Below are 17,821 nucleotides of genomic sequence, written 5' to 3' on the forward strand. Positions count from 1 at the left end.
AGTCTGCGGACGTGGCGTACGACCTCGACGACCTGCCCGACGGCCTGCTCGCCCTGCTCACCGAGCGGCACCTGGCCACGCTGACCACGCTGCGCGCCGACGGGAGCCCGCACGTCGTGCCGGTGGGGGTCACCTACGACGCGGCCACCCGCACCGCCCGGGTCATCACCTCCGGGACGTCGGCCAAGGCCCGGCACGTCCGCGCCGGCCGCGCGCGGGTCGCGGTGTGCCAGGTCGACGGCCGCCGCTGGGTCACCCTCGAGGGGACGGCGGCGGTGCGGGACGACCCCGCCGCCGTCGCCGACGCCGAGGCCCGCTACGCCCGGCGTTACCGCACCCCCCGGGAGAACCCGGCGCGGGTGGTCCTGGAGATATCTGTCGACCGGGTGCTGGGCAACGCCTGACCATGGCCGGGTGAGCCGAGAACCGAGGGCCCTGGACCTCTCCGGCGTCGACCTGACCAACGAGGTGGTCCGCACCGCGCGGCTGGTGCTGCGCCCGTTCCGCGCGGACGACGTCGACGCGGTGTTCCGCGCCTGCCAGGACCCGGAGAGCAGGCGCTGGCTGGCCAACCTCCCGGAGCCCTACACGCGGGCCGACGCGGAGGCGTTCGTCACCGGCGTCGCCCTCCGCGGGCGCGCCGAGGGCCGGGAGCTGATCTGCGCGGTCGAGGCCCACGGGGAGCTGGTCGGCTCCTGCGGTCTGCACCACCTGCTGGACGGCGCGCGGCTGGGGCCCGAGATCGGCTACTGGATCGCGCCCTGGGCCCGCGGCCGGGGCCACGCCGCCGAGGCCGCCCGCGGGCTCGCGGACTGGGCGCTGGCACACGGCGCGTTCCGGGTCCACCTGTACACCGACGTCGCGAACACCGCGTCGCAGCGGGTGGCCGAACGGGCCGGGTTCCTCCGCGAGGGCGTCGTCCGCCGGTGCCTGGACCAGCGGGACGGGAGCTGGACCGACGCGGTGCTCTTCGGGCGGGTGCCCGGGGACTGAGCGGGGCGGGGGTGCGGGGTCGCCGCACCCCCGCCCCGGTGTCAGGCCCGGGTCGCCGCGGGCTCCGCGGCGGAGGCGGACTGCCGCGCGGCGGCGCCGTCGAGCGGCGCGTCGACGAGCCGGATGAGCCCGTAGTCGTAGGCGTGCCGGCGGTACACGACCGTCGGCTGCCCGGTGTCGGCGCACATGAAGAGGAAGAAGTCGTGGCCGACCAGCTCCATCTCGTGGAGGGCCTGGTCGACGTGCATCGGGGTGGCGGGGTGGTGCTTCTCCCGCACGATCTGCCCGGGTAGGTGCTCGTCGAGGTCGGTGACGTGCGGGCCCTCGGCGAGTTGCCGGTCCCGGTCGAGGGCCTCCAGGACGTCGGCGTCGGGGGCACCGCCACCGACCCGGACGCTGGCCGGGGTGCGGCGTCCGTGGTGGACGCGGCGGCGGTCCGCGGCCTTGCGCAGCCGGTGGTCGAGCTTGCCGGTGGCCAGGTCCAGCGCCGCGTAGAAGTCCGGCGCAGCGGCCTCGGCCCGGACGACCGGGCCCTTGCCGCGGAGCGTGATCTCCACGCGCTGGCACTTGCCGGACTGACGTGGGTTCTTCTCGTGGAAGAGCTCCACGTCGATGCGCAGGATCTTCAGCTTGCCGTCGAAGCGCTCGAGGCTGCCGACCTTGTCCTCGACGTGCTGTCGGTAGTGCTCGGGGACTTCGACGTTGCGGCCACGGACCACGATCTCCATGAGACCTCCCGGTCGTTCGGGTTGTGATCGAACCCACGCTAGTCCCGGTCGCCGGGTCCCGACAGTCGATCTGCCGGACCCCCACTGGGGCGCGCCGGCCTCCCCGGAACGGCACGCCGAGGGGTGGCCGCGACGACCGCGGCGAGCACCGGAGGACCCTCCCGGCCGGTCGCCGACGCGAGCACGGTGGCGGCCTCGGTGAGCGTGGCGCCACTGGTCACGACGTCGTCGACGACCACGAGCACCGTCCCGATCGGCAGCTCGCGCGAGTCGGCGCGCACCGCGAAGGTGCCGGCCAGGTTGGCCCGCCGCTGCGCCGCGGAGAGGCCCGCGGAGTCCGCGGCGCGCCCGCTGCGGCGCAGCAGCCGCGCCTCGGCCGCGGGCACGCCGGCCGCCTGCAGCTCGGCGACCGCGCGACCGGTCAGCTCCCGGACGTGGTCCCGGCCGCGGGTGCGCAGCGCGGCGGCGCCGCTGGGCACCGGGACCAGCCGGACCGGCCCCGGACGCGCGGAGAGCCCGGTGAGCACACCGGCGACGGCCAGCGCCAGGGCCGCGCCCAGCGGGCGGGCCAGCTCGGCGCGGCCGCGCTCCTTGAAGGCGTTGACCGCAGGGCGCACCGGCCCGTCGTAGGCGCCGGCGGCCACCGTCGGCGGGAAGCCCGCCGGGAAGCGGCGTGGCTGGGCCAGGTGCGGGACGGCGAGCAGCGCGGCGCACCGCCGGCAGAGGACGGCGCCGGGCACGCCGCACCCGGCACACTCGCGCGGCAGCAGCAGGTCGGCCAGCGCCGCGAGCACCCCGCCGTCCACTCCCCCAGCCTCGCGCCCCACCCCCGCAGGACCCAGGGTCGCCGGCGATCTGTGGACGACGAGCGCAGCCCGGCCTCTCCGCGTGGCCCACCTCCCGGCTCCCGCCGGCCCCTGCAGGCGGAAGGGACCTCGTCCTCCCCCACCCTCGCAAGCTCGGGGCGGTGCCCTGGACGAGGCCGAGTGGTGGGAGCAGGGGGTCCTGCCACGAGGGGTGGGGAGGACGGGCTCCTCCTCCGAGTGGCGGGTCAGGGACGGGGTCCTCTCCTCACCCCGGGTAGAAGGGCTCGGTGCCCGGCTGGGGCTGCTGGCCGCGGACCAGGGTCACCCACGTCCCCCCGGCGACCTGCCACTCCCAGATCGTGCCGCCGGCACTGACCAGCGGCGGGCGCCCGGGGGCGGCGGCGACCTCGGTGGCCTGGCTGGGCAGCCCTGCGGTGGGCACCGGCGAGAGGTCCCACCCGTCGACCCCGACCGTGTACGGGACGGTGCGCTCCTCGCCGGCGTCGCCGGCCAGCACCAGGAGGCTGCCGGAGGTCCGCCACGCGACGTCGACCACCTGGCCCAGCGCCGGGGCCACCTCGCGCCAGTCGCGCAGCGCCACCGGGCCGTCTTCGGAGCGGACGACGGTGCCGACGTGCAGGCTCTGCCGCTGGCCGTCCTCCACCACGACGGCCGCGCGGACGCCGTCGGGTGAGAGCTGCAGCGCCGTGGCCCGGCCCAGGCCCGGCAGCGTGACGGCGTTGACGGCCTGCGGAGGGCCGCCGGCGGGCACCCGCACCACCGTCGAGCCGTCGCGGACCAGCCAGAACTCCTGCCGGGCGGGGGCCACCGTGGGCACGGTCAGGGAGTTGCTGGGCAGCACCGGGGTCAGGTCGCGGCCGTAGGAGCCGGTGAGCAGGGTCGCCTGGCCGTCCCGCTCGGTCACCCCCACCATCTGCGTCAGCTGGCCGGTGCTGGGGTCGGTCGCGACCGCGGCGCTGGAGAGCCCGTACGCGCCGGCACCGGCCGGCCCCGGCACCGGGGCAGGGGCCTCGGTCGCGGTCCACAGCGCGCCGTCGACGAGGTAGTGGCCGACCGCGTCCACCGGGGCGGCGTCCGGGTCGAGGGCCGTCCAGGTGTCGACGGTCTGCATCGCCGGGACGCCGTCGAGGGTCAGCGGGTCGCCGTCGACGAGGACCTCCACCGAGCGCACCGACGGCAGCTGGCCCAGCGTCCAGACCAACTGGGCGGAGAGCCCCGCCAGCCGGGACTGCGGCGCGTCGGCGACCCCGGTCAGGTCGACGGTGACCGCTTGCGCCGAGACCGTCACCGTGCTGCCCAGCGTGGCGCCCGCCAGCTCGTTGACGACACCCGCGGCCAGCACCGCCGACGGCCCCTCGAGCAGCCGCTCGACCAGCACCGTCGGCTGCGACTCGCCGCTGATCACGTACCGCGGGTCGGGGACGATGCGCTGGCCGGTCGGGTCGAGGAAGTAGAGCTCGCGCCGCTCGTAGAGCCGCTCGAAGTCCGGCTCGAGCATGAGCAGCCCGTCGGGCGGGTCGCTGATCCGCCACTCGCCGCCGACCTGCTCGAGCCGGAACTCCCGCGAGTAGACCTCCTGGCCGCCCACCGTGAACCCGCCGCGCTGGTCGATCGTGCCGACCAGCTCGCCGGTCACGACGACGGTGCCCGCCTTGGTGGTGACGGTGGCGTAGTCGGCACCGAGCAGGGTGATGCCGGCGTCGTCCGACCACGACCCCTGCGGCTCGGTGGCCAGGTGCTCGCGCGCGACGGGGTGCCCGCGCACCGTGCTGGCGGCGGCGTCGAGGAAGCCGCGGACGACCTCCTCCGGCGTGGCGCCGGCCTCCGGCGACAGCGGCTCGATGCCGACCGGGGTCTCCGCACGCGGCGGCGCCTGGGTGATCTGCGCGGGCGGGGAACTCGTCGGGACCGTCGAGCAGCCGCCGAGCAGGGCCAGCAGGGCGGCGGCGAGGACGGCGCCGCGGCGGCTCACCCCGCACCCCCGGGCCGGCGCAGTGCCGCCGGCCGCAGCGGCAGCGGCGAGCTGGTGAGGTCGGTGCCGGCAGCCAGCGGCAGCGTGAGCCGGAACTGCGCGCCGACGCCGGGCTGCCCCCACACCTGCAGCCAGCCGCCGTGCAGCCGCGCGTCCTCCAGGCTGATCGACAGCCCCAGCCCGCTCCCGCCGACGGTGCGCACCCGCGAGGGGTCGGCGCGCCAGAACCGGTCGAACACGTGCTGCGCCTCGGCCGGGGAGAGCCCCACCCCGTGGTCGCGCACGGTGACCGCGGCCGCCGTCCGGTTGGCCGCCCAGGCGATCTCCACCGGCTTGCCGGTGCCGTGCTCGATCGCGTTGCCGACCAGGTTGCGCAGGATGCGCTCCACCCGCCGGGCGTCGACCTCGGCGATGACGTCCTGGCCGGGTCCGGAGACCGTGAGCTCGCATCCGTGCCGCTCGGCCAGCGCCGACATCCCGGCCGCCACCCGGCGCACCAGGGCGCCGAGGTCGGTGGGTTCCCAGTCGAGGACGGCGGCCCCGGCGTCGTAGCGGCTGATCTCCAGCAGGTCGGTGAGGAGCACCTCGAAGCGGTCGAGCTCGGTGTGCATCAGCTCCGCCGAGCGCGCCACGTGCGCCGGGAAGTCCGCGCGCGACTCGTAGAGCACCTCGGCGGCCATCTGCACCGTGGTCAGCGGCGTGCGCAGCTCGTGCGAGACGTCGGAGGTGAAGCGCTGCTGCAGCTGGGACAGCGACTCGAGCTGGGTGATCTGCCGCTGCAGGCTGTCGGCCATCGCGTTGAAGCTGGTCGCCAGCCGGGCGAGGTCGTCCTCGCCGCGCACGGCCATCCGCTCCTCCAACTGGCCCTCCGCCAGCCGCTGCGCGATCCCCGCGGCCCGGCGCACCGGGTCGACGACCAGCCGGGTCACGAGGAGGGCGATCCCGACGACGAAGAGGGTGAGGGCGATGCCGCTGATGACCACCGTGCTGCGGAACAGCGACAGGCTCTCCGCCTCCTGGTCGAGCGGGAAGGCGTAGTAGAGCTCGATCTGCTCGGCGCTGCCCGCGCCGGTCGGCACGGGGGCACCGACGAGGTAGGTGGGCCGGGGCTGCCCGCCGCCGTCGGGGACCATCACGTACTGCGCGTACTGGCCGCCGGAGGCGACGCCGGCCCGCAGCTGGGTGGGGATCGCCGGGTAGATGCCCCGCTGGCTGACGGCGGGGGGCCGCTCGGAGTCGCCGGTCCGGTAGACCATGACGACCTCGAAGTCACCGGCCGGGCTGCCGCGCTCCTTGAGCTGTTTGACCGTCCGGTCCAGCGTCGCCCGCACGCTCGCGCCGTCTCCGGCGGCGATGCCCGCGACCTCGCTCTGCGCGTAGACGACACCGGTCTGCACCTGGTCGATGGCCGCCTGCTCCTTGACCGAGAGCAGCTGCTCTCGGATCTGGCTGAACAGCACCAGGCTCACGATGACCACGACCGTGCCGGCGACCAGCATGGTGATCGTCCCGATCCGGACGTGCAGGGACGAGCGCCAGGCGGCCGCCGCCCGCGCGGCCAGCCGCTGCGCCAGCCGCCGCGTGCGGGTGGCCCGCCGGCGCATTCCGCGCCGCAGCGCGCCGAGGTCGGGCGGCAGCGGCCGGCGCGGCTCGGGCGCCCCGGCCGGGCCGACGGCACGGGAGGACGACGGCGCCTCGGGCGACGCGTCGGTCGCGGGCGGCGCGGGCCGCGTGGTGCTCACGGCCGGGTCACGGAGCACATCGCTTCGCTCCCGCGGCCCGCTCCGCTCCTCGCCGAGGTCACCGGTCGCCTCCGCGGTCGCGCCGCTCCTCGCTCGCAGAGCTCGCTGCGCTGCTCACTCGCTGTCGGCTCCGGCCCTCGCTGCGCTGCTCACGGGCCTGCTCGCTCACGGGGGTCCGGCCTTGTAGCCGACTCCTCGCACCGTCAGGACGATCTCCGGCTTCTCGGGGTCCCGCTCGATCTTCGCCCGCAGCCGCTGCACGTGGACGTTGACCAGCCGGGTGTCCGCGGCGTGCCGGTAACCCCACACCTGCTCGAGCAGCAGCTCGCGGGTGAAGACCTGGCGCGGCTTGCGGGCCAGCGCGACCAGCAGGTCGAACTCCAGCGGGGTCAGCGCGATCGGGACGCCGTCCCGCGTGACCTGGTGTGCCGGGACGTCGATCTGCACGTCGCCGATGCTCAGGTTCTCGGCCTGCCCGGTCTCGCCCCGACGCAGCTGCGCGCGCACCCGGGCGACCAGCTCCACCGGCTTGAAAGGCTTAATGACGTAGTCGTCGGCGCCGGCCTCGAGCCCCTGGACGACGTCGAGGGTGTCGCCCTTGGCGGTGAGCATGACGATCGGGACGGTCGACTGCGTGCGGATGTCCTGGCAGATCTGCAGACCGTTGCGGCCGGGCAGCATCAGGTCGAGCAGCACGATGTCCGGGCGGGTCTGCTGGAACACGCCCACCGCGCGGTTGCCGTCGGAGACGAACGCCGGTTCGTAGCCCTCGCGCCGGAGCACGATACCGAGCATCTCGGCGAGGGCGGCGTCGTCGTCGACGACCAGGACTCGGCCGCGGGAGGGGCCGTTCTGGGCAGCGGTGGGTGGCACGGCGACCATTCTGCGCTGCTCGGGGACGGAAGCGGGGACACCCGCCCGGAGTGCTCCGGACGGGTGTCCCCGGTGCCCCGATCGCATGGCTCTCCCGGGCGTCCCCGACCCCGCGAGGGGTGGGCAGGGCCCCGCGCCGAGCCCGGTGACGTGATGACCTGCCCCGTCCCGGGCCCCGCCCTGAGCCTGCGAAGGGTGGGCAGGAGGGGGTCCTGCTACGAGCGGTCGGGGCAGGAGGGTCGTCCCTCAGTAGCGGTAGTGGTCGCTCTTGTAGGGGCCCTCGACCGGGACGCCGATGTAGTCGGCCTGCACCTTGGTCAGCTCGGTGAGCTTCACGCCGAGGGCGTCGAGGTGCAGCCGGGCCACGTGCTCGTCGAGCTTCTTGGGCAGGACCGTGACGGTCGGCGCCTCGCCCTCGTAGGCGGCCCGGTTGGTCCACAGCTCGATCTGGGCGAGCACCTGGTTGGAGAACGAGGCGCTCATGACGAAGCTGGGGTGCCCGGTGGCGTTGCCCAGGTTCAGCAGCCGGCCCTCGGAGAGCACGATGATCGTGTGGCCGTCGGCGAACCGCCACTCGTCGACCTGCGGCTTGATCGTCGTCCGCTCTATGCCCGGGGTCCGCGCCAGGCCGGCCATGTCGATCTCGTTGTCGAAGTGGCCGATGTTGCCGATGATCGCCTGGTGCTTGGTCCGCCCGAGCTCCTCGGCGGAGATGATGTCGCGGTTGCCGGTGGCCGTGATGACGATGTCGGCCTTGCCGATCACCTCGTCGAGCGTGGTGACCTCGTAACCGTGCATCGCCGCCTGCAGGGCGTTGATCGGGTCGATCTCGGTGACGATGACGCGGGCGCCCTGGCCGCGCAGCGACTCGGCACAGCCCTTGCCGACGTCGCCGTAGCCGCAGACGACGGCCACCTTGCCGCCGATCATCACGTCGGTGGCCCGGTTGAGGCCGTCGATGAGCGAGTGCCGGCAGCCGTAGAGGTTGTCGAACTTGCTCTTGGTGACCGAGTCGTTGACGTTGATCGCCGGGAACAACAGCCGGCCGTCGCGGGCGAGCTCGTAGAGCCGCATGACCCCGGTGGTGGTCTCCTCGGTGACCCCGGCGATGCCCTGGCCGATGCTGGTCCAGTACTGCCCGTCCTGCGCGAGCGTGCCGCGCAGGGCCTCGAGGATGACGCCGTACTCCTCGGAGTCGGCCTCCGTGGTGTCGGGGACGGCGCCGTCGGACTCGAAGCGGGTGCCCAGGTGCACCAGCAGGGTGGCGTCGCCGCCGTCGTCGAGCAGCATGTTCGGCCCGACCACGGCCCCGCTCTCGTCGCGGAACTCGAACAGGCGCTGGGTGCACCACCAGTACTCCTCCAGCGTCTCGCCCTTCCAGGCGAACACCGGGACGCCGGCGGGCTCCTCGGGGGTGCCGTCGCCGACGACGATCGCCGCGGCGGCGTGGTCCTGGGTGGAGAAGATGTTGCAGCTGACCCAGCGGACGTCGGCGCCCAGGGCGACGAGGGTCTCGATGAGGACGGCGGTCTGGACGGTCATGTGCAGGGAGCCGGCGATGCGGGCCCCGGCCAGCGGCTGCTCGTCGCCGTACTCGGCGCGCAGGGCCATGAGGCCGGGCATCTCGTGCTCGGCGAGCTGGATCTCCTTCCGGCCGAAGCCGGCCAGGGAGAGGTCGGCGACCTTGAAGTCGCCGTCGGTCAGTACACGGGTGCCGGTGGTGGCGGTCATGTCGCTCCAGGGATCGCCCGGCACGCTGGGCCGGGTCTCGCGTCGGTCGCTGACGGAGCAGCCTCGCGCGTGCCGGCGACCAGCACCGGCGGGGAGGCTGCGTGAGCGAGCGTGCCGAGGCCTCGGCGGGGCTCGTGCCGTCGTCCAGGATACGCGGGCGGCGGTCCCCTCACTCGCACCCGACGCCGTCGCCGTCCCCGTCGAACCCGTCGCTCCACCCCGGCTCGCCCCGCCGGATCGGGGCCGCGCCCGCCGCACGCACCGCGTCGCAGTCGGCGTAGACGGTGGCCGAGGGCGCCGGCGCCGCATCCACGGCGACGTCCGTCGACGGGTCGCTGCCGGGCAGCGGCTCGTCCGGGCAGCCGGAGAGCACCGTGGCGGCCGCGTTGCGCTCGGCGCGGGTGACCCACAGTCCGTAGCCGGTCTTCACCGCAACCTGACGCGCGACGTAGGCGCACCGGTAGGACGTGTCGGGCGGCAGCCACGTCGCGGCGTCGCCGTCCCCCTTCTGCATGTTGAGCGGCCCGTCGACGGCGAGCAGGTTGAGCGGGTCGTTGGCGAAGGCGGTGCGCCGGTCGGCGTCCCACCCCTGCGCGCCCTTCTGCCAGGCGTCGGAGAGCGCGACGACGTGGTCGATCTGCACGTCGTCGCTGGTGTCCTCGCCGCGGCGGAACTCGATGGTGCGCCCGGAGTAGGGGTCGTCCAGGGTGCCGGAGACGACGACGCAGTCGGAGCCGGGCCGGAACTCCTCGCCGGCCAGGTCGCGGGCCAGCACGTCGTTGCGCGTGTCACAGCCGTTGCGGTCGGTGTCCACCCAGCCGTCGCCGAACTCCTCGCGCTCGTAGCCGGTGCGCGGTGCCCGGCCGCGTACCGCCACCTCGCCGAGGGCGGCCAGTGCGGAGTCCGGGGGCGCGACGGAGATCGCCTCCTCCACGGCCGCGTCGTCCAGGATCCCGGTCAGCGGGCCGCCGGCCGGCTGCTCGGTGCTCGGCAGCAGGCCGCAACCGGTGAGGAGCAGCAGCAGCGCGGCCAGCGGTGCTCGCCGGGCGGGCAGGCGGAGCACCGGGTCGGGACGGGTCGGCACGGAGCACTCCCGGGGGAAGCGGGATCGGTCCCCCCGACGCTACGTCGGCCCCTCGGCCGCCGCCGGAGCGGCGCAGCCTCCCCGCACCGTCACGCGGAGGACCGGTGCCGGCGTCGGCTCCACCACCACGCGCAGGACTGGACGAGCACCACCGCAGCGGCGGTCGCAGCGACGAGGGCGCCGGCCCGCAACCCGGGCGACCGGTACTCCAGCACGAGGACGTGCTCACCCGCCGGGACCTCCACGGCCAGCAGACCCGCCGGGCCGTCGACCACCTCGGCCGGCCGGCCGTCCACGGTGGCGCTGTAGCCGGGCCAGGACAGCCGGGCGAAGAGGAGCCGGCCGGGCTCGCCCGCGCGGTAGGTGACCTCCTCGCGCCGGGGTGAGGAGGAGTCGGCGAGGACGTCGACGCCGGGCGAGGCCCACGACACCCGCGTCTCCTCGTCCAACGGCTCGTTGCGCACCCACACGACCCGCACCGGCGTCTCCAGGCCCACCCTCCACCCGGGCGGCGGCTCCAGCGCCGCGACGTCGGGCCGCAGCGACCGCTGCACGACGAGGGTGGAGACCTCCATGGCGTCGATCAGCGGCACGTCGTAGCCGGGACCGGCGGGCTGCCACAACCGGTCGAAGGCCTCCGGGCACGTCGCCCCCCGGTAGTCCATGCAGAGCTCGGCGGTGAACTCGCGGAAACCGATGCCGCTGTAGCTGGTCACGACCGAGGCACCGGGGGCCCGCGCGAGGTTGCCGAAGACGATCTCGCCGGCGCGCACGGTCTCGGTCGTCACACCGGCGCGGGAGGCCAGCTGCAGCACCGTGCCCTCGTAGGCGGACATCCCCTCGGCCAGCGCCGGCAGGTCGTAGGCAGGCCAGGCCGGCGGGGGGCTGCCCTCCGGACGGGGCGGCAGCACGCTGGTCTGCAGGGCGAGGACGCAGGCGGTCCCGAGCACCACCACGGCGCCCAGCGCAGGCAGGCCGCGCCGACGACCGGCCAGGACGGCCAGCGCGGTCAGCCCCCCGACGAGCACCAGACCGGCCAGGTGCACGGCACCCATGTCGGTCGGCCGGACCGCCCATGCCAGGTAGAAGCCGACAGCGACGACCGCCCCGCTGACCGCGGCCCGCCGGCGCACCGCGTCGGTGGCCAGGCCGGCAGTGAGGATGACGGCGACGAGGACCATGACCGGCACCCACAGGTACTCGACCAGGCGCACCGGCCAGCGGAACAGCCAGACCTGTGATGGCGCGAGCGTGGCCAGGAGGTACCAGGCGGCGACGACGAAGACGCTCGTGAGCGTACGGGCGCGACGACGCAACCGGTCCCAGCGCAGCCACGGCAGCAGCGGCAGGACGAACCAGGCGAGATACGTGGAGGGGACGCGCTCCAACGTGGCGCCGGTCCAGATGGTCATCGACGGCAGGTAGGTCGGCGAGCTGGCCGCCGCCAGGTCGCCGAGGTCGGGCACCAGGAAGGTGTCGTTGACGATGCCGCCCAGTTCCCCCCGCGAGGACACCGGGTTGGCGCCCAGGAGCGGCAGGAAGACCAGCAGGGCCACCGCCCCGACGCAGACGCCCATCACGGCCAGGTGCGCCAGCCGGCCCCACCGGCCGCGCAGCACGAGTTCGATGCCGAGGGCCGCCGTCACCACCGCCAGCCCCAGCGCCCCGTAGGGATTGCCGGTGGTGATCGCCAGGAAGCCGAACACGAAGGGGACGAGCGGACCGCGCCGACCCCGGGCGAGCCGGTGCGCGGACCACCAGAAGTGCGTGACCCAGGTGAACGCCATGAGCCCGGCCGGCCAACCGGAGGCCTCGTACCAGAGCGTGAACCCGGCGAAGGGCAGCGCGGTCGCCACGACGGCAGCCGGCCAGCGGGCGGCGCCGTAGCCCCGGGCGAGCAGGAACACGCCCATGGCGAGCAGGCCGAGGAACTCCGCCATGACGACGAACGCGGCGATCGAGAGGTTGTCGAAGGTCGAGACGAGGAGGTAGTTCAGCAGGTTGACCGGGTTCCAGATGCCCGTCATCGCCTCGGCGGCGTGGTTACCGCCCACCCACCCGGCGGGGTCCATGGTCGACGGCCACTGCCCTGCACGGAGCTGTCGACCGAACAGGTGCCACAGCGGCGCGAACTGCTCGTGCTGGTCGCCCGTGTAGTAGAAGAACTCCCCTCGCCACTGCGGAACGACCGCCAGCGCCCACGTCAGCGACCCGACGAGGAGGGTGGCCAGCCACTCGGGCAACCGCCGGCGCCCGCGCGGAGCCGGGCGCGGCACCTCGTCGGCGCCGGCCTCGGGAACGGCCACGGGCGCCTGGTGCTCGTGCGTGCCCGCGGTCACCTGCCACCTGCCGTGGGAGCCAGGTCCACGGGCGCCGCCGGCCGGCCGGACAGCACACGACGGGAGAGCAGGAAGGTCACCGGGATCGCCGCCGCGGCCGCCAGCAACGGCGCGATGTGCTCGTCGACGCCGAGCCACTCGACGAGCAGCACCACGCCCGCGGTGGTCAGCAGGTAGTTGGTCGCGTTGGTCAGCGGGAACAGCGCGAACTTCCGCCAGGTCGGTCGGGTCCGGAAGGTCCACAGGCAGTTGAGGAAGAACGACACCACCATCGAGACGGCGATCGCCAGCAGGTGCGCCGCCAGGTAGTGCAGGACGGTGCTCAACAGCAGGTAGGTGCCGTAGTAGACGCCGGTGTTGATGACCCCGACGACCGCGAAGCGCGTGACGTGCCGCAGCGTGGCACGGTCGGGTCTCATGCGTGGGGCCCGGGGTCTCCCGGGACCGCGCCGCCGGCCCCGTCGGGCCGGCGCGGCGCAGACGGCCGAGCGCCGTGGTGCCAGGCCGAGGCGCTGCTGCCGGTCGCCGGAGCCTCGGCGGGCACCGGCCGGCGGGACACGGCCTGCTCGGGCGCCACGTGGTTGCCGACGACGACGGTGTTCCGTGCTGCAGAGCGCGCGGGCCCGCGGACACCGGCCGGCTGCGGGTCGTCGCTGGCCTCGGCGACCAGGTAGTGCGGGCGGTGCTTGGTCTCGTAGTAGATGCGGCCGACGTACTCGCCGATCACGCCCAGGAACAGCAGTTGCAGGCCGCCCAGACCGATGACCGCGGCGACGAGCGTCACGTACCCGGGCACGACGATGCCCTGCACGATAGCCGCCACCACGAGGAAGCCGGCGTAGCCGAAGGCCAGCGCGGTCACCACCAGGCCGACGTAGATCGCCAGGCGCAGCGGGGCGTTGTTGAACGACATCACCCCGTCGATGCCGTAGTTCAGCAGTCGGCGCAGCGTCCACCGGCTGGTGTCCCCGCCGTAGCGGGCCTCGTTGCGGTAGTCGATCGTGGCGGTCGGAAAGCCGATCCAGGCGAACAGGCCCTTGGAGAAGCGGTTGTACTCGCCCAGTTGGAGCAGCGCGTCGACGGCCCGGCGGCTGAGCAGCCGGAAGTCCCCGACGCCGTCCTCGATGCGGACCTCCACCAGCGAGTTGACCAGTCGGTAGTACAGCCGGGACAGCAGGGTGCGGCCGAACGCGTCGCCGTCGCGGGTGCGGCGGGCGACCACCTGGTCGTAGCCGTGCTCGTGCAGCTCCAGCATCTCCAGCAGCAATCGCGGCGGGTGCTGCAGGTCGGCGTCCATGAGCACCACCGCGTCACCCCGGGCGAAGGAGAGCCCGGCGAGCATCGCCGCCTCCTTGCCGAAGTTGCGGCTCAGCGTCACATAGCGCACTCGCGGGTCGGCGGCGTGCAGTTCCCGCAGCACTTCGCTGGTCCCGTCACGGCTGCCGTCGTCGACCAGGACGATCTCGAGGTCGACCGGCGCCTCCTCCACCGCGGCACCGACCTGGGCGACCAGCTCACGCAGCACGCGTTCCTCGTCGTGACACGGGACGATGACGGACAGCAACATGCTCCCATCGTGACGGAACGGCTTGACCGGTGGTGCCTGGTGCCTCTCCAGCACCACCCGGGAGGGGGGCGAGGCGCTCAGCGCAGGTTCGTCGCGCCCCGGTGGAGCAGCGCGGGACCGCGGGCGGTGACCGGCTCCCGGCCGGCACGGACGTCGACCGTCCCCTCCAGGAGCAGCACGGTCCGGCTGAGCGGGGCGCCGCGGCACACCGTGGGCGGCGGAGACCTCGGCGGCGGGCCGCCGACCGGTGACCGCGGGGACGCCCCACGGATCAGCGCCCGGCCGGGGTCCCGGGGTCCAGCACGCGGACGACGACCTGCTCGTTGTTCGACGTGTAGGCCTCGTAGGCCACCCGGGCGCCGGTGCGCTCGAGGTGCTCCTGCCACGCCCGGTACTCGTGCTGCTCCCAGCCGGGGAAGTTGAAGAACTCGTCGAAGACCACCACCGACCCGGGGACCAGCCGGGGACCCACGTGCTCCAGCACCGTCACCGCCGAGGAGTACAGGTCGCCGTCGACGTGCAGCAGGGAGACCGGGCCGGGGTGGGCGGCGAGGAAGCCGGGGAGGGTGTCCTGGAACCAGCCGACCACCAGTTCGGCCCCGGCGACCTCGGGCAGCGCGGCCGTGGCGAAGGCACCGGCCCGCACGTGCGGGCGGTAGTCCTCCGGCAGCCCCTGGAAGGAGTCGAAGCCGTAGACGTCACGGCGACCCCGCCCCTCGGCGATGACCTCGAGCGAACGTCCCTGGAAGACGCCGAACTCCAGCGCCAGACCGCTGGCGGGCGCGATCTCGACAGCGTGCCGCAGTGTGCTCAGCGGGTCGTGGAAGGACCGCGCGGTCGGCATCTCCCGCGCCGCGAACCGGGCCGAGGCCACGGCCGCGTCCCGCTCCCCCGCCGCCAGCAGGTCACGCCGGCTCCGGAACTCGACGTCGTGCACGGCCCGGATCGCCCGGTCGGTCTCCGCCCGCGCGCACGCCTCCAGTCGCTGGCCCTCGGCCCGCACGGTCGACTCCACCAGGCGGGCGAGGCGGGCCTCGAACGGCACCACCGCCGTCCGGACCACCCACCGCCGCAGCGCCGAGACCGCCCCCGCCCGTCGCCCGCGCCGTCGTCCTGCCGTCATGGCCGCTCCTCCCGTCGGGAGCGCCGGAGCGCCGGCACCCTCGGTGAGGGGAGCTCCCTGCTGAGCGCCCGGGACGATGCCGACCTTCCTGCCCACCCCGGCCCCACGGCACACGACACACCGGCCGTGGCGCCGCAGGTGCCGTCCGGACCGCCTGCTCAGCGCAGGTTCGTCGTGCTCCGGTAGAGCAGCGCGGGCCCGCGGGCGCTGATCGGCTCGCCCGCCGGGACGAACGCCGACTGCCCCTTCTCCAGGACCAGCTCGCCGTCGGCGGCAGCCAGCACGGCGCGGCCCTCGGTGCACAGCAGCACCTGCGGCCCGGCCGTGGTGAGCGTCCCGGTCCGCTCGTCGAGCTGTACGCGGGTGAGGTCGAAGTCCTCGACCGGCACCGGGTAGCGCAGCCCGCCGGGCCCGAGCACGGGCTGGAGGACCGGGATCCGGCCGTCGGTGAAGTCGAGCACCTCGATGAGCGCCGCCAGGTCGACGTGCTTGCTGGTCAGGCCGCCGCGCAGGACGTTGTCCGAGCTGGCCATGACCTCGACCCCTGCGCCGCTGAGGTAGGCGTGCAGGTTCCCGGCCGGCAGGAACACCGCCTCGCCGGGTGCCAGCTTGAGGTGGTTGCACATCAGCGAGATGACCACGCCCGGGTCACCCGGGTAGGACTCGGCGAGCGCGGCCGCCCAGCGGTAGGTGTTGATGAACTCCGGATCGTGCGCGGCGACGTAGGAGGCCGCCCGGCGCGCGACCGCCTCGACCAGGGAGGTCCGGCGGCCGCCGGAGAGCGCGATCAGCTGCGGGATGGCGGCCCGCAGGCCACCGCGCGCCAGCGCCGCGATCGTGGGCTTGAGCTCGGGCAGCTGCAGCTTGGCCAGGCAGTGCAGCGACTCCTCGACCGGCCGGAAGCCGCAGAGTGCCTCGAACGTGGTGAGCGCGAGCAGGAGTTCGGGCTTGTGCCACGGGTCCTTGAAGGTCCGCGTCGGGTCGTCCCTGGGGATGCCCGCGGCCTCCTCGGCCGCGTAGCCGGCCGCCGCCTGCTCCATCGTGGGATGGGCCTGCAGGGACAGCGGCCGGTCGGCGGCGAGCACCTTCATGAGGAAGGGCAGCCGCGGCCCGAAGCGGGTCACGACCGGTGCGCCCAGCAGCCGCTCGGGCTCCTCGGCGATGGCCCGGTCCAGCGGACGGCCGTCGGCCAGCAGGCTCGGCTCGTCCGGGTGCGCACCCATCCACAGCTCCGCGTGCGGCTGCGGGGCGGGGCTGGGCTGCCCGAGCAGCTCGGGGATGACCGTCCGGCTCCCCCACGGGTAGAAGCGGACAGCGCTGGTGAGGGGCCACATCGCCGTGGAGGTTACTGGCCGGTCCCGTTTCCTGGGCATGGCTCGGTCCACACCGCTCGCCGTTTCGCCCCATCGGGTCACTCCGCCGTTGCGGTCTCCCGGGCGGTGCGGGCGGCGTCCCAGCCGAGCGGCCCGGCCACGAGCGCGGCCACCGCCGCGGGATCCGCACCGGACAGCGGGGTGCGCCGGAGGAGGACGTCGTCGAGGGACAGCGCACCCTCGGCGGTGACCGCGTGCACGACCTCGGCGGCCAGGTACTCCGTCGCCCCGGGCGGCGGGCGGCCCAGCCGCGGGTCGGCGCGCACGAGGGCGAGCACGTCGGTCACCCGGTCGCCGTGCCGGTGGAGCAGCCGGTCGACCGCCTCCGGGGACAGCCCGGCGGCCGCGGCCGGTTGCGGCACCCGGTCCCGGACGTCGTCCCAGCCGTGCGCGCCGACCAGCGGCAGGTGTGCGGTGCGGGACGGTGGCACGCCCGGCAGGCCCGCGGTCGCCGCGTCGACGGCGTCCGCGGCCGCCACCCGGGCGGTCGGCAGGCCCCCGGCGACGACCACCAGCCCGGGCGCGGGCGTCTCGAGGCCGTCCCCGCGGGGCAGCCGGTCGACCCGGACGGCGACGACCGCGTCGGCCGGCACCGGGCGGACGAGCGCCCGGTCCAGTGCGCTCAGCAGGGCGTGCACGTCGGGGCCGGGGTGCGTGACGATCCACCACTCCCCCGCCGGGACGGCGGTCAGCACGCCGCCCGGGACCGGCAGCACCAGCCCGTCGTCCCGGCCGTCGACCGCCGGTCGCGGGAGCACGACCTGCACGAGCGGGTCGGTGGGGACGCCCTGGGCCAGCCCGCCGCCGTCCGCACCGGTGGCGAGCACGACGCTGCGCGCCCGCGCCCGGAACACCGAGCGGTCGGTGCGGTCGGTGACCCGCGCGCCCACCACGGCGCCACCGGCCCGCAGCAGCCCGTGGACCCGCGCGCGGGAGAGGACGCGGGCGCCGTAGCCGGCCGCCGTCCGGACGACGGCGAGGGTGAGGCGGGCGCCGTCCACCTGCGCGTCCCAGCGGCGCAGCGCGCCGGCTCCCCCGTGGGGACGCAACCCCGGGACGGCGGCGAGCACGGCCCGCCGCGACAGCGGCCGGGAGGGCCGCAGGCCGCCGGAGACGAGGTCGGAGAGCACCGGCGTGGGGTGCGGGACCACCAGCGGGACCGGCCGGACGAGGTGCGGGGCGGTCGTCCTCAGCAGCCGGTAACGCTCGCGCCGCGCCGTCCCGGCCGGCGTCCCCGCCTGCGCGAGCAGCACGCCCGGCCTGCCGGAGGAGCCGGCGGCCCAGTCGCGGGCCTCCATGAGGCCGACCGCGAGCCCGCGGCTGGCCGCGTCGAGGGCGACCCAGGCGCCGGTGAGCCCGCCGCCGACCACGAGCACGTCGACGACCTCGTCGGCCAGCCGGGCCCGGTCGGCCGCCCGACGCGCCGGGGAGAGCTGGGTGCGGCTCACGCCCTGGTGGACCCGGGGTCA

15 protein-coding genes are annotated in these 17,821 nt (G+C 75.0%); 2 read left to right on the forward strand and 13 right to left on the reverse strand.

Going from position 1 to position 17,821, the window contains the following annotated elements; translation table 11 throughout:
- Nucleotides 1-11: 11 nt before the first annotated feature.
- Nucleotides 12-404, forward strand: coding sequence for a pyridoxamine 5'-phosphate oxidase family protein (locus ACWIX3_RS24875; protein WP_448610017.1), 393 nt, complete (start codon nucleotides 12-14; stop codon nucleotides 402-404).
- Between the two features lie 10 nt (nucleotides 405-414).
- Nucleotides 415-993 (forward strand): GNAT family N-acetyltransferase, encoded by a 579-nt coding sequence (locus ACWIX3_RS24880; protein WP_448610018.1) that lies wholly within the window; start codon nucleotides 415-417, stop codon nucleotides 991-993.
- 41 nt (nucleotides 994-1,034) lie between these two features.
- On the opposite strand, the gene hpf is transcribed toward ACWIX3_RS24880, so the two are convergent.
- From hpf to ACWIX3_RS24945, 13 genes are all read right to left on the reverse strand, one after another.
- Nucleotides 1,035-1,721: a ribosome hibernation-promoting factor, HPF/YfiA family gene (gene hpf, locus ACWIX3_RS24885; protein ID WP_448610019.1), complete on the reverse strand. Its 687-nt coding sequence runs from the start codon at nucleotides 1,719-1,721 to the stop codon at nucleotides 1,035-1,037.
- A 38-nt stretch (nucleotides 1,722-1,759) separates the two neighbouring features.
- Nucleotides 1,760-2,527 carry a ComF family protein gene (locus tag ACWIX3_RS24890; protein ID WP_448610020.1) on the reverse strand — a complete coding sequence of 256 codons (768 nt, stop codon included), beginning with the start codon at nucleotides 2,525-2,527 and terminating at the stop codon, nucleotides 1,760-1,762.
- A gap of 265 nt (nucleotides 2,528-2,792) precedes the next feature.
- Complete coding sequence (locus ACWIX3_RS24895) at nucleotides 2,793-4,520, reverse strand: LpqB family beta-propeller domain-containing protein (protein ID WP_448610021.1); 1,728 nt, start codon at nucleotides 4,518-4,520, stop codon at nucleotides 2,793-2,795.
- Nucleotides 4,517-6,262, reverse strand: a complete 1,746-nt coding sequence (mtrB, locus tag ACWIX3_RS24900) for an MtrAB system histidine kinase MtrB (RefSeq protein WP_448610022.1) — start codon at nucleotides 6,260-6,262, stop codon at nucleotides 4,517-4,519. The genes ACWIX3_RS24895 and mtrB overlap by 4 nt, the downstream gene beginning before the upstream one ends.
- Before the next feature lie 165 nt (nucleotides 6,263-6,427).
- Nucleotides 6,428-7,144, reverse strand: a complete 717-nt coding sequence (gene mtrA, locus ACWIX3_RS24905; RefSeq protein WP_448610023.1) for an MtrAB system response regulator MtrA — start codon at nucleotides 7,142-7,144, stop codon at nucleotides 6,428-6,430.
- A 237-nt stretch (nucleotides 7,145-7,381) separates the two neighbouring features.
- Nucleotides 7,382-8,866 carry an adenosylhomocysteinase gene (ahcY, locus tag ACWIX3_RS24910; RefSeq protein ID WP_448610024.1) on the reverse strand — a complete coding sequence of 495 codons (1,485 nt, stop codon included), beginning with the start codon at nucleotides 8,864-8,866 and terminating at the stop codon, nucleotides 7,382-7,384.
- Nucleotides 8,867-9,035: 169 nt separating this feature from the next.
- Nucleotides 9,036-9,950, reverse strand: coding sequence for an HNH endonuclease family protein (locus ACWIX3_RS24915; protein WP_448610025.1), 915 nt, complete (start codon nucleotides 9,948-9,950; stop codon nucleotides 9,036-9,038).
- Nucleotides 9,951-10,039: 89 nt separating this feature from the next.
- Nucleotides 10,040-12,289: a hypothetical protein gene (locus ACWIX3_RS24920; protein WP_448610026.1), complete on the reverse strand. Its 2,250-nt coding sequence runs from the start codon at nucleotides 12,287-12,289 to the stop codon at nucleotides 10,040-10,042.
- The gene (locus ACWIX3_RS24925; RefSeq protein WP_448610027.1) at nucleotides 12,286-12,708 is read right to left on the reverse strand and encodes a GtrA family protein; all 423 of its coding nucleotides are present in this window, start codon (nucleotides 12,706-12,708) and stop codon (nucleotides 12,286-12,288) included. Before ACWIX3_RS24925 ends, ACWIX3_RS24920 begins: the two co-directional genes overlap by 4 nt.
- A complete protein-coding gene (locus ACWIX3_RS24930) occupies nucleotides 12,705-13,856 on the reverse strand; it encodes a glycosyltransferase family 2 protein (protein WP_448610028.1) in 1,152 nt (383 codons plus the stop codon). Before ACWIX3_RS24930 ends, ACWIX3_RS24925 begins: the two co-directional genes overlap by 4 nt.
- 271 nt (nucleotides 13,857-14,127) lie before the next feature.
- Complete coding sequence (locus tag ACWIX3_RS24935; protein WP_448610029.1) at nucleotides 14,128-14,979, reverse strand: class I SAM-dependent methyltransferase; 852 nt, start codon at nucleotides 14,977-14,979, stop codon at nucleotides 14,128-14,130.
- 158 nt (nucleotides 14,980-15,137) lie between these two features.
- Nucleotides 15,138-16,313, reverse strand: coding sequence for a mannose-6-phosphate isomerase, class I (manA, locus tag ACWIX3_RS24940; protein ID WP_448610030.1), 1,176 nt, complete (start codon nucleotides 16,311-16,313; stop codon nucleotides 15,138-15,140).
- A 77-nt stretch (nucleotides 16,314-16,390) separates the two neighbouring features.
- Nucleotides 16,391-17,800 carry an FAD-dependent oxidoreductase gene (locus tag ACWIX3_RS24945; protein ID WP_448610031.1) on the reverse strand — a complete coding sequence of 470 codons (1,410 nt, stop codon included), beginning with the start codon at nucleotides 17,798-17,800 and terminating at the stop codon, nucleotides 16,391-16,393.
- Nucleotides 17,801-17,821 lie beyond the last annotated feature (21 nt).

The sequence above is a fragment of the Geodermatophilus sp. URMC 60 genome (assembly GCF_053502585.1).

What these genes read in the sequence shown, in the direction of transcription:
- hpf (WP_448610019.1), bottom strand. Translation starts at nt 1,721, where the DNA reads ATGGAGATCGTGGTCCGTGGCCGCAACGTCGAAGTCCCCGAGCACTAC.
- mtrA (WP_448610023.1), bottom strand. Translation starts at nt 7,144, where the DNA reads ATGGTCGCCGTGCCACCCACCGCTGCCCAGAACGGCCCCTCCCGCGGC.
- ahcY (WP_448610024.1), bottom strand. Translation starts at nt 8,866, where the DNA reads ATGACCGCCACCACCGGCACCCGTGTACTGACCGACGGCGACTTCAAG.
- ACWIX3_RS24925 (WP_448610027.1), bottom strand. Translation starts at nt 12,708, where the DNA reads ATGAGACCCGACCGTGCCACGCTGCGGCACGTCACGCGCTTCGCGGTC.
- ACWIX3_RS24930 (WP_448610028.1), bottom strand. Translation starts at nt 13,856, where the DNA reads ATGTTGCTGTCCGTCATCGTCCCGTGTCACGACGAGGAACGCGTGCTG.
- ACWIX3_RS24935 (WP_448610029.1), bottom strand. Translation starts at nt 14,979, where the DNA reads ATGACGGCAGGACGACGGCGCGGGCGACGGGCGGGGGCGGTCTCGGCG.
- manA (WP_448610030.1), bottom strand. Translation starts at nt 16,313, where the DNA reads ATGTGGCCCCTCACCAGCGCTGTCCGCTTCTACCCGTGGGGGAGCCGG.